Here is a 12,694-nt window from a genome sequence, read left to right as displayed (position 1 = left end):
GGCCTGCAATAAAATGAAATTCAGTTTATATTTTTCATTTTTATGAAAAATGTCAAGCGTGATATTCCATGCTCATTTTTCGAGAGCATCCAGTAGCCGATACCAGGCAATCGTCGCGGCGACACCGACCTGCCGGAACGCGTGAAGAGGGATAGGCCGGATGGGGGTGACGGGAAAAGGCAGCACGGCGCGATCTCCGGTGTCGATGTAGCGGGCAAACCTCTGGCCGAGCGCTGTCATCACGCCGACGCCGCGCCCCTGGCAACCGACGACGGTCAGCAATCCGGGCTCCGGCTCATGGATGTGCGGCAAGTGATCGGGCGTCATCGCAACCCGGCCAAACCAGCGCCTGGCAATCGGAATGTCGGCAAGCTCGGGATAGAGACGCCGCATCGCACGCTCCAGATGCTTCCAATCGCTCTTGCTTTTTGGCTCCGCCATGCGCCCCCTGCCGCCGAGCACAAGCCTCCCGTCCGTACTCTTGCGATAGTAGACGAGGATTCTGCGGGAATCGGAGACGGCTTGTTCGTCGGGCAAAATGATCCGTCGCAAATGGTCCGGCAGCGGGTCCGTCGCGATCTGAAATGAGTGCAGCGGCACGATGGAACGGGCAAGGCCCGGCACAAGTTGGTCGCTATAGGCATTGGTGGCGATGATGACGAATCGCGATCTTACGGATCGGCCATCGGCCACCTGAACGACCCAGCCGCCATTTTCCTGCCTGACTGACCGCACCTTCGTGCGTTCGGCGATCTGAACACCTGCCTTAGCAGCGGTCACCGCCAACTCGCTGACGAAGGATAGCGGATTGATGATGCCAGCGCGACCATCGAGCCAGCCGCCGAGATAGCCGCGTGCACCAGTCAGGGATTCGATCTCGCGTGCGTCCAACATGCGCACATCGGCTCCTCGGGCGCGCCATTGCGCATCGCGCCGTCGCGCAGCTGCAAGTGCCTTTTCGGTGTGGGCGGCCTGGATCCAACCATTTCGAACCCGGGGAACGTCGAGAAGCTCTCGACTAATGAGATCGAAGACACAATCCGCCGTCGAAGCCGCAAACGCGATCAAAGTCTGTCCCCGCGCCTCCCCAAAATTCTCAAGCAGCCAATCCGGATCATATTTCAATCCTGGAATGACCTGGCCGCCGTTCAAGCCGGACGCACCTTCGCCCACGGCCTTCGCCTCGAGCACCCTCACTCTCTTGCCCTGCCGCGCCAGATCAAGCGCAGCCGACAACCCCAAAAAGCCTGCTCCGACGATGACGACGTCTACACTTTCTGCCGGGGAAAGCGGCACGACGATGGCTGTGCTTCGCGCATTGGCTCGCCAAGCGGACTGAAGTTCAAGAGGCAACGGCATTTTGATCTCCGGCAATAACCTGAAAATCACTAACTTAATTTCATAGATATGAAAATAGAAATCTTGCGTGGAAACGATGCAATCGCGAACTCAGGCGATTCAAGCTGTTAACTACCAACGCATCGGTGCGGACGACGCGCTGCCGATCCAGCGGATGTAGCGGCTGTCGTTTTGTATTTAATCGGGTGCTCCTCCCTTTGTGTGGTGGTGAAGCTGATTGAGTGGCAGCATGCGTGACCTGCGGAGTACATTCACGTGTGATAAGCAGGCCGACTGGTGCCCCGCCAGCGCCGGGGGCGGGTGAGAGTACAATGCATTCTTGGGCGATTTCCCGTGGGATCTGGCTATGCAAACAAAGGCACGGAATTCTCTACGTCGAGAGGAACACGCCACCCGCTGAAGCTGCTCAGTGGCTTTGCCGGTCCATGATCCATCAAGAAAGGCGCTGACTGGGTACGGTCCGAGAAAGATAAGGGAGATGCGCGATCGATGTCGTATGAATTGAGAGCCGTTACCATACCAGACGACTGGCGCGCGATGCACGACATTCGGCAAAAGGTGCTGTTTGCGCCGGGTCGGCATTCGATCTCTTACGATGAGAACCACCCAGATGATCGCGCCGATGGAAATACACCCTTCCTTCTGTTTGAGAACTAAGAGCCGCTCGGGGTGGCGCGGCTGGATGAACGGGGCGAAACTGGCATAGTGAGACTTGTTGCTATCGTTCAGCACAAACAACGAAAGGGATACGGTCTCAGGCTAAACAATTTCATTGAGGCAGAGCCAAAAGACGCGGGATCCGCATTCTCCGCGTTAACGCTGCCCCTGGCGCAGTAGGCTTTTATCTGAAGGCTGGGTGGTCTGAGAAGCTTTGGGACCCAACAGAATTAGTGGGTCTTGCTCAAGGAGCGGTCCAGATGGAAAAGGTGATTTGCGAATAGCAACATAGAGTCGTGACCGAGACGAAGACAGCATCATCATTTTCGACACGGACTATGTTCTATGCTCTGCCTGGGCAGGGCTCATCCTCGAACACGAGCGCGACCAAGCTTTCCTCTTCGTCTCAGCCTGGTCAGAAGCGGGCGCCACGCTAGCGAATGTCCACGGATTGAAGCCAGCCGAAACCTATCTGGTTACCGAGGGCGGGCGCGGGCTGACGCATTCGGATCGTCGCCGACGGCCAGACGATCGACCTACCGCCTGGCATGGCTGTTACGGGCGAAATTAGGACGGGTAGACGGCGCATTCTGGAGCATGTTTTTTCGCCTTTGGTCGAAGTGGCAGAGAGCGCAATGCATGAGCGCTAGAACAGAATTGCGCTCTTGAAGGCGGGTGAACCGAAGACCCACATTTTCCGCCCCCTGAGTCCTCAGTCAGGCAATTGAAAGTCAATACAATCTTGTCTGATACCCTCCCCATGCGTCGGCATCCGTGATGGCGTTTTAGAGATTATCGCCGGCAGCTGCAGCAGACTTCCCATGATTCTGAACTTCCAGATGCTTGCAGCCATCGGAGGGTGGGAGCGCTATTTGGTAAGGTCGGCGATGCGATTGAGCGCGCCGGCAAGGCCCTTTAGCGAGACGGCCAAGGCCAGCGGTTGGGCCGGGCTGGCAGCGGAAACGGTGACGTTGAGCGCCTTGCCGGTCCTGAGCTTTGCAATCGTGTCTGCTTCGAAGGTCAGCGGCACAAGGCAGCCTTCTGGCAGGCAGGTCGAGAACGGCAGAGTATTGCCAAGAACGGCGTCGTCGATCTTCAACTGAGCACCCTGGGGCAGCGCAAGTCCGAGCGGCAGCACCAGCGTGCCCCGAAACTTGCCGTCGGAGGCCCTGCCGATCTCGACAGCCAGGACGGTCTGCTTCGTCTGATTGCTGGTTTGGACCTGTCGGGCGAGGCAGGATGGAGCGTTGGCCTGCATCTGGCACACGACGCCCCAATCGTCATAGGTCTCGACCAGCGAGCTGGCCCCGCCCGGCAGCGGAGCGGCGGTGGCGGTACCGCCGACGAGAGCGAGCATTGCCGCCAGTACTGAAGCCTTCGGCAAATAGCGGGATGAGGTCATTGGAATAGGTTCCTTTCATATGGTTGGGATCAGACCGTGCATGACGGCTCAGTCCGCCGGACGGCCAGCGTCCGGCGGATTGTATATCGTGGCTACGGCGTCGCCTGGCCCGGAAGCGAGACGCAGCCGTTGCCATTGTCGAGGCAGACGAACGTGCCCTCGAAGCGTGGATCGGTGATCACGTCGTGGCTGCCATCCGCGGTTTCGGCGTTGTCGGAGACCGGCCGGATCGGCGCAAAGCGGCCGGCATCGAAGCTCGGCATCACGGAGCTTGCCTGTGTGCCTGGTTCGGGGTTGGCGGCCTTTTCCACGGTCAGCACGCCTGGAACGAAGTTCATGCGATAATTGGCGGACGCCAGCAGCGTGCCCTGGGTGATCGCATAGGCACCCGGCTCGCTGAGACCGGTCGCGGACGTGGCGAGCCCTCCCGAAAGCCTGTCGCCGTTGACTAGGCCCGCACCCCCGACTGTATAGGTCAGTGCCGGATTGGCGAGGCCATAGCGGCGGCTAAGTGAGTCGGCGGCGACCGCAATGGCACGCTGGTTCACCGTGAGGTCTGCGCCCATGTAGCTGATTGCGTAATTGGCGTTGGCCAGCGACCCTTGCGTGATCGCGTAGGCACCGACATCGGAATATTGCCCCGCCGTGGTCGAAAGCGAACCGGAGAGCGTGTCACCATTCAGCAGGCCTGTCGCAGCATAGGTCAGCATCGGATTGGCATCGCCATAGGTCTTCGACAGCGTATCCGCCGTCACCGTGATCGCGCGTCGGTTCACGCTGAGGTTGGCTCCGACATAGGTTAGCGCGTAATTGCTTGACGCCGAGAAGGAGCCGGTGATGGCGTAGCTACCGACGTTAGAATACTGCCCCGCCATGGTCGAAAGTGATCCGGACAGCATGTCGCCATTGACCAGGCCCGCTCCTCCGACTGTGTAGGTCAGCGCCGGATTTGCATCGCCATAAGTCTTCGACAGCGTATCCGCCGTGACCGTGATCGCGCGTCGGTTCACGCTCAGATTGGCTCCAACATAGGTCAGCGCGTAGTTGCTTGACGCCGAGAAGGAGCCGGTGATGGCGAAGCTGCCGACATTTGCATATTGCCCCGCCGTGGTCGCGAGTGATCCGGACAGCGTGTCACCATTGACCAGACCGTTCGCGGTATAGGTCAACATCGGATTGGCATCGCCATAGATCTTCGACAGCGCGCCCGCCGTCACTGTCAGTGCCCGCGGGTTTACGGTGAGATTGGCACCCGTATAGCTGATGGCGTAGTTTGCATTGGCCAGAGTACCCTGGGCAATCGCATAGGCGCCGACATCGGAATATTGCCCTGCTGACGTCGAAAGCGAGCCGGAGAGCATGTCGCCATTGACCAGACCCGAGGTCGTGTAGGTCAGCGTCGGATTGGCATCACCATAGGCTCTCGACAGCGCATCCGCCGTAACGGTCAGCGCACGCGGAGTGATCGTCAGGTTGGCGGCATTATAAGTGATCGCGTAATTGGCATTGCCGAGGCCACCGAGAGTGATCCCGTAGCCGCCCACATTCGAATATTGCCCAGCCTCGGTCGATAGCGAACCGGAGAGCATGTCGCCATTGACCAGACCCGCGGTTGTATAAGTCAGCGTCGGGTTTGCATCGCCATAGGTCTTCGACTTCGCATCCGCCGTTACCGTCATCACCCGCGGAGTGACCGTCAGATTAGCCGCATTATAGGTGATCGCGTAATTGGCGTTGCCGAGGCCACCGAGAGTGATCCCGTAGCCGCCCACATTCGAATATTGCCCAGCCGCGGTCGAAAGCGATCCGGAGAGCATGTCGCCGTTGACCAGGCCCGAGGTTGTATAAGTCAGCGCCGGGTTTGCATCGCCATAGATCTTCGACTTGGCATCCGCCGTCACCGTTATCGCACGCGGAGTGACCGTCAGATTGGCCGCATTATAGGTGATCGCGTAATTGGCGTTGCCGAGGCTGCCGAGAGTGATCCCGTAGCCGCCCACGCCGGAATATTGTCCTGCTGACGTCACAAGCGATCCGGAGAGCGTGTCGTTGTTGACCAAGCCCGAGGTTGTATAGGTCAGCGCCGGGTTGGTATCGCCATAGATCTTCGACTTGGCATCCGCCGTCACCGTTATCGCACGCGGAGTGACCGTCAGGTTGGCACCGGTAAAGCTGATGTCGTAGTTCGAGTTAGCAAGCGTGCCGAGCGTGATGCCATAGTTGCCGATCCCCGACGCCGTCGTCGCGGAGGTGGCCAGCGCCCCTGAGAGCGTATCGCCATTGACGAGGCCGCTCCCGCCGACGGTATAGGTGAAGCCCGGATTGGCATCGCCATAGGTACGGTGTGCGCCGTCGGCCGTGACCGTGATGGCGCGCTTGGCGATGTCGGCAAGTGTCGTGGCCGTGTTGTAAGCAAGCGTATAGTTGCCGGCATCCGCGCCGGCGAGCGACAGGCCGGAGATGGTGACCGTCTTGCCCGTGCCGGCATTCTTGTCGGAAAAGGCGCCGCTGAAGCCATTGCCCAGTGAAAGCGCGTCCCCCGACACCATGCCGTTGAAGACAGCGCCCGCCGTGTTCAGCGTCGCGTCCGTCGTACCGTCATAGATCTTGCCGTTGGCGGTGATCCCGCCGATCGATGAGATCATAGCCCTGGCGATATCGACCGCGTCCGTACCGCCCGCCAGCGTGTAGTTCGAGGCAAGGCCGCCATTCGTGCCATCGCCCAGAGCCAGCGACGCAAGCGTCACGCCTTTGCCCGAACCGGCATTCTTGTCGGCCATGGTGCCGGTGCCGGACAGCGTCAGCGTTTCGCCGCCGACCAGGTTCGACAGCGTGAAGATCGAGGCATCGAGATCCGTCGAACCGTTATAGGTGCGGCTGCCCGAGAGGTTGACGACACGCTGGCCGATATCGGCGAGCGTCGTGGCCGTACTCGTATCCAGCCTGTAGTTCTGCGCGTCGGCTCCGCCAAGCGTCAGTCCGGAGATGCCGACCGTTTTGCCGGTACCGGCATTGGCATTGGAAAAGGCGCCGAGCGCGGTGCCGACCGTCAGGCTATCGCCTGCGATCATGCCATTGAAGACGGCGCCCGCAGTGTTCAGCGCCACATTGGTCGTGCCGTCATAGGTCTTGTTGCCGGCGGTGATGCCGGTGATCGCAGAGATGATGGCAGGGGTTATGGTGCCGTAGCTGGTCGTGTTGGTGATGCCAAGTTGGTAATTGTTGGCGTCGGCGCCGGTTATATAAAGTCCATCGATGGCGACCGTCTTGGACATGCCGGCATTCTTGTCGGAGAAGTTGGCGCTGGTGTAGCCAACATGCATGTCATCGCCGCTGATCGGTATCGTGTAGATATTGACGGTGGCTGCGGTCGTCCCGTCATAGGTCTTGGTGTTGACGCTGGTGCCGCCGAAAGCCACATAGGCCTTGGCGATATCCGCAGTCGTCGTTGCGATGTCGGAGGTGAGCGTGTAGTTGCTCGCATCAGTACCGCCGAGCGTCAAACTGGTGATACCGACCGTCTTGCCGGTGCCGGCATTCTTGTCGGAGAAGGCGCCGGTGGAGGTCGCAACCGTCAGCGTGTCACCCGCAATCATGCCGGTGAAACCCGCACCCGACGTGTTCAGCACGGCAGTCGTGTTGCCATTATAGGTCTTGTTGTTCGCCGTAATGCCGGTGATCGAGGAGATCGTCGCCCTGGCGATGTCGGCCGTCGTCGTCGCAGTATCCAAAGCGAGCGTATAGTTGCCTGCGTCGGCGCCGCCAAGCGTCAAGCCGGAGATGTTGACCACCTTAGTGCCGGCATTCTTGTCGGAGAAGGCGCCGGTCGAGGTCGCAACCGTCAGCACGTCTCCACCCACCATGCCGGAGAAGCCCGCACCAGAGGTGTTCAGGACGACACTCGTGTTGCCGTCATAGATCTTACCCGCGGCGGTGATGCCGGTGATCGAAGAGATCGTCGCCTTGGTGATATCGGCTGTCGTCGTCGCCGTATCCAGGGCAAGCGTATAGTTGCCGGCATCCGTACCATCGAGCATGAGGCCGGAGATCGTCACAGTCTTGCCGGTGCCGGCATTCCTGCCGGAGAAGGCGCCGGTGACGCCATTGCCGAGGCTCAAGCTATCGCCCGCCGCCATGCCATTGAAGACCACACTCGAAGTGTTGAGCGTCGCGTTCGCATTGCCGTCATAGGTCTTGTTGTCGGCGGTGATGCCGGTAATCGAGGCAATGCTAGCCTTGGTGATATCGACCGTACCCGTGCCCAGAACATAGTTCGAGGCCAGGCCGGTATCATCACCGAACAGCAGGGTCCCAAGCGACAGTGCCTTGCCGGTGCCGACATTCTTGTCGGCCATGGAGCCCGCACCTGTTAGCGTCAGGGTCTCGCCGTTGGCGAGATTACCGAGCGTCAGATTGCCAGCCGCGACATCGGTGCTGCCGTCATAGGTGCGACCGCCCGTCAGGCTCAGCACGCGCTGCGAAATCGTCAGTGCGCCGCTATAATCGACATAGGCCGTGCGGGGACCGATCTCCGTCACCGAGACGATGTCGGGGTCCGAATAATTATAGGTTCCGGCGTTCGTCGTAGACGCGATGGCGTTGCCCCAGGTGAGTGAAACATTGCCTGTGCCGACTCCCGTCAGCGTCGCGCCGGTGATCGTGGCATTCGAGTCGCCATAGGTACGGGTACCGTTGCCGATCGCGACATAGTCATCATAAAGCCCTGTGCTGAGCGAGCGCAGCATCATGTAGCCATCATTCGCGCCGCTCGTCGATTTGCCCCAGATGCCGGCAAAATCCCAGCCGACATTGATGAAGCTGAAGGGATTCTGCATCTGTGCGGTGGTAAGGCCGGTCATGCCGGCGGAGGAGCCGGTATTGATGCCCGAGGCTTGTCCGGTCGTGGCCGTGTCCCAGAACGAAGCCGTGACAGTCGCGTTATTCTCGCCGATCAGCCCGCCGCCGCTGCTGACCGCACCAATGGCGTAGCTGTTGCTGATCGTAGCACTGCCGTAGTTCCCGCCTACGAGCCCACCCACCTTGTCAGAGCCACTGACAGCGCCGCTGGCATAGGTGTTGGTGATCGTGCCGAGGTTGGAGCCCGCCAGTCCACCCACAGCATAGCTACTGCTGCTGACCGAGCCGGTCGCATAGGCGCCGCTGATCACGCCCATAGCGGCGTTGAGGCCCACCAGCCCACCCGCACCGGTAGCGCTGCCGCTGACGACACCGTTGGCATAGGCGTTTGTGATCGTGCCGTAGTTGTAGGCTACCAGCCCACCCATAAAGCCGGTAACACCGCTGACGGCTCCGGCGGCATGGGAGCTGCTGATCGTGCCGTAGTTTATGCCGACCAGCCCGCCAACGTCAAAATTGCCGGAGACCGTAGCGGTGCTGTAGGAATTGCTGATCGTGCCGTAGTTCCAGCCGGCCAGCGCGCCGACGTCGGTGCGGACACCAGCGACCGATCCGCCAACGAGCCCAAGATTGCTGATCGAGCCTGCCGAGACTGAGAACAAACCAACTTGGTCGTAGCCGGTCACAGTGAGGGCGTTGATGGTGTGGTTGTTGCCGTCGAAGCTGCCTCTGAACATCGTGTTGGTGTTTCCGAGCGGCACCCAGCCGCCTGTCGACCAGATGCCGGAGGCGTTGGCGCCCGACGTCTCGCTGGCGTCGATATTGTTGGCGAGCGTGTAGGTGCCGTTAAGGTTCGCGCCGATCAGCGCCAGCTGATGGAGATTCCAGATGCTGGCCACACCGTTCGAATCCGCCGTCGCGGCCTCCGAACGCAGAATTGGGCGCATATCTCCGACCTGATACCAGACGCCCCCGAAATCCCAGCCGGAATAGTTCGACGCGCTACGCGCCTGTCCGGTGGTGAGGCCGGTCGCCGAAAACGTGCCCGAAAAGGACTGGCCGTAACCACTGGATCGGCCGGTTGTGGAGACATCCCAGAAGCTGTTGGTGATCGTGCTAAAGTAATTTCGGCCTACCAGGCCGCCGACGGCGACACCCCCGCCAACCGCGCCGGAGGCGTAGGCATTGTCTATAGAGCTTCCGGAATCATTATACCCCACCAGTCCGCCAACATATGTATTGCCGGATACGGAGCCAGTGGCATAGGCAAATTTGATTGTGCTGTCATTGAAGCCGGCCAGACCACCGGCATAAGTATTCGAGCCGTGGATTGCACCGGTAGCGTAACTATTGCTGATCGATCCATGGTTATGACCGACCAATCCGCCAACATCCTGGCTGCCGGAGGTGGCAGCGGTGGCGTAGCTGTTGCTGACCGAACCGGAATTCCAGCCGGTCAGCCCTCCGACATATTGCATGCCGTTGACCGTGCCGGTCATGTAAGCGTTACTGATCGTGCCGGTATTGTTTCCGACCAGTCCGCCCGTATAGGAGTAGCCATTGATAAACTCGCCAGTCAGTCCGATGTTTTCGATGGTCCCCGCCGCGTTGCCGAACAGTCCGAGAAAACTGGCCGCTCGGTTGACAGTCAGGCCGGTAATAGTGTGGCCCGCACCGTCGAAGACGCCGGTAAAGGCGGCGCCGTAGGTGCCGACGGGCACCCAGCCGCCGGTCGACCAGATGTCGGCAGCATTGGTGCCAACCGCGGCGCCCGCGTCGATATCGACCGCGAGTTTGTAGTTACCCGCCAGGTTCGCGCCCATCAGCGCAAGCTGGTGCAGGTTGGAGATGGTGACGACGCCGTTTGCGTCGGCTGCCGCCGCTTCCGAACGCAGGATCGGGCGCAGGTCTCCGGACTGGTACCAGTAGGCGTTGAAATCCCAGCCCGAATAGTTCGATGCGTTGCGCGCCTGCGCCGAATTCAAGCCGCTGATGCCGGAGGTGGAACCATTACCAACACCTGACGACTGCAGGGTCGTGCTCATATCGAAGTAAGACGCCACGACCGTGCCGATGTTCCCACCGACAAGGCCACCTAAATTGCCGATCCCTGAGACCGCGCCGGATGCATAAACCTGGTTCATCGTACCGAAGTTCATGCCGAGCAGGCCGCCAACATTCGAGGCTCCCGAGACCGAGGCAGTCGAGTAGGATAGGTTGATCGCACCTGTATTATAACCAACGAGGCCACCGGTATGAGTCACCCCTGAAACGCTGCCGCTGATATAGGACTGGACGATCCCGCCGGCGTTCGAGCCCGCGAGCCCGCCGGTCATCGATCGGCCCGAAACACTGGCGTTAACCAGGCCAAGACCAGAGACCCCACCGCCCTGGCCGATAATGCCGAACAGGCCAACGGTGTTGGTGTTCGGCCTGTTTATGGTCAGCCCGGTGATCGTATGGCTCGCGCCGTCGAGACGCCCTGTGAAAGTGATGTTATCATCGCCGATGGGCTTGAGCCCCGCACCATTGTTCCAGATGGCCGTGCCCGACGCGTCGATATCACCTGCAAGCTTCCAGTTGGCGGAGAGATAGTCGCTGGATGAGCCAATGCCTTGAAGGCCATAGACATCCGCGACCGTATAGGGTGTGGCGCTGGTTCCGTCGCCGCCGGTGACGCGCAGGAACGAGGCGCCGTCGGTGATGCGGAAGTCCTTGGCCGAGAAGGCGGGCAGCGTTCCGCTGTTCTGCACCCAGTTGCCCGCTGCCAGCACGAAGGCGCCGACATTGACGTCCGCCGGAGCAGAAATCGTACCGCCGGAAGAGACAATGAGGCCGCCATTCGCCGTGATCGCGCTGTTGATGTTGATGTCCGATGCCGCCGCAAGCGTCAGCGTGGTGAGCGCGCTCCAGTTGATCGGCGCTGCGACGGTGATCGTGCCGGCCTGCGGATTGGTGGCATCCGACGACGATCCGGTCGTGACCGTGACGTTGGCGGTCGCGAGCGCGTTGGTCAGCGTGTTGACATTGATGACGCTGTCGTTGCCTGTGGCGTTAAAGCCGCCATCCGTGTTGCTGCCTGTTCCCGTCGAGATCGTCACATTGTAGGGGTCGAGCAGCAGATTGCCGACGGAACCATGCGCCGCCGTCAGATCGGTAAGACCGGTATAGGAAAGCTTCGCCTTGCCCGATACCTCGGCCTCGCCGCCATTGCCCGAGATTGCGCCACCCTTGGCCGTGATCGTGCCGGCAAAGTTCGTCAGGTCGTCCGACCACAGCACGACATCGCCGCCATTGCCCATGGTGACTGCATCGGCATTGATGACGGTATGGGCGTCGACATCAAGCGTCTCGGCCTGCTGCAGCGGGCCCTTCCCCTGACGGTTGCCGCCGATATTGACCGTACCGCCGCCGGTCTTGCCGGACGCGTTGACCCTGGCGGAGGCAAGCTTGATCGACCGGCCCGTCACGGTGACTTTGCCGCCCTTACCGGCGGCATTGCCGGCATCGAGCATACCCGAAACCGCCACTTCGCCGTCGCCGCCGGTGAGCGTGATATCGCCGCTCTTGCCGGAAACGCCGTTGGCCTCGATCGTGCCCGACATGTTGACCGCCTGCCGCGCCATGTCCTTGGCCGCGGCGGCGGTGAGCTGCACCGTGCCGCCTCTGGCAGAAATCTTGCCGCTGTTGTCGACCAGCGCCCCACTGCCGCCGGCCTTGGTCGGCACCGCCACCTGCAGGAAGCCGTCGCCGGACAGATCAAGCGTTGCCTGTTCGCCGGATCCCAAGGCCGCCTTGCCCATCGGCACGGTGATGACACCGGCATTGGCGACCGTGCCGCCGATGAGCGCCATGTAGCCGCCGCGATTGATGGTGATGGCACCGGCATTCGTCACCGGGGCAGAGGCGCCATTACCAGTAAAGCTCCTCTTGCCGCCCATGAAGTCGTCATCGGAGATGCCGAGCGTCGAGGCGACGAAGGCGCCTGCCTTGACCGTGCCTGAACTGGTGATCGCAATGCCGTTCGGATTGATCAGATAGACCTGGCCATTAGCATTGATCTGGCCTGATATGGTCGAGCTTGTCTCACCGGTCACGCGATTGAGGATGGCGGCATTGGCATCGGGCTGGACGAAGGTGACGCGATTGGCCTTGCCGACATTGAAGCTCTTCCAATTGACGACGGCGCTGCCGCTCGTCTGGTTGATGGTCAAGGCGCCGGCCGATGGCGTCCCGATCGTGGCACTACCTGCTGCCACCTGCCCGCCTGAAGGCAGGGACTGAGCCGGCGCCACCGTCGCGTGGGCAAGCGCCGTCGACGCCAGAAGCGCGACGAGCCGGACCTTGTGCGTCCGGGTTCTGTGCGAAAGCACTCCATTGCTAAACGTCCGGCGGTTCGTCTGTGGGGTCATCGCTGCT

3 protein-coding genes are annotated in these 12,694 nt (G+C 60.8%); all 3 read right to left on the bottom strand.

Going from position 1 to position 12,694, the window contains the following annotated elements; translation table 11 throughout:
- Positions 1-72: 72 nt before the first annotated feature.
- Positions 73-1,359 (bottom strand): NAD(P)/FAD-dependent oxidoreductase, encoded by a 1,287-nt coding sequence (locus tag AB8B29_RS31010; RefSeq protein ID WP_047640109.1) that lies wholly within the window; start codon positions 1,357-1,359, stop codon positions 73-75.
- Between the two features lie 1,525 nt (positions 1,360-2,884).
- Positions 2,885-3,418 (bottom strand): invasion associated locus B family protein, encoded by a 534-nt coding sequence (locus tag AB8B29_RS31005; protein ID WP_113102542.1) that lies wholly within the window; start codon positions 3,416-3,418, stop codon positions 2,885-2,887.
- 92 nt (positions 3,419-3,510) lie between these two features.
- Positions 3,511-12,687, bottom strand: a complete 9,177-nt coding sequence (locus AB8B29_RS31000; protein WP_113102541.1) for a beta strand repeat-containing protein — start codon at positions 12,685-12,687, stop codon at positions 3,511-3,513.
- Positions 12,688-12,694 lie beyond the last annotated feature (7 nt).

The sequence above is a fragment of the Rhizobium sp. 11_C7_N12_5 genome (assembly GCF_051811145.1).
GTDB classification, from domain to species: Bacteria; Pseudomonadota; Alphaproteobacteria; order Rhizobiales; family Rhizobiaceae; genus Rhizobium; species Rhizobium lusitanum.
Note: the sequence above shows the minus strand (reverse complement) of the source record. Positions and strands in the feature narration are given on the sequence as shown.

Coding starts and splice junctions, on each gene's coding strand:
- AB8B29_RS31010 (WP_047640109.1), bottom strand. CDS start 1,359: ATGCCGTTGCCTCTTGAACTTCAGTCCGCTTGGCGAGCCAATGCGCGA.
- AB8B29_RS31000 (WP_113102541.1), bottom strand. CDS start 12,687: ATGACCCCACAGACGAACCGCCGGACGTTTAGCAATGGAGTGCTTTCG.
- AB8B29_RS31005 (WP_113102542.1), bottom strand. CDS start 3,418: ATGACCTCATCCCGCTATTTGCCGAAGGCTTCAGTACTGGCGGCAATG.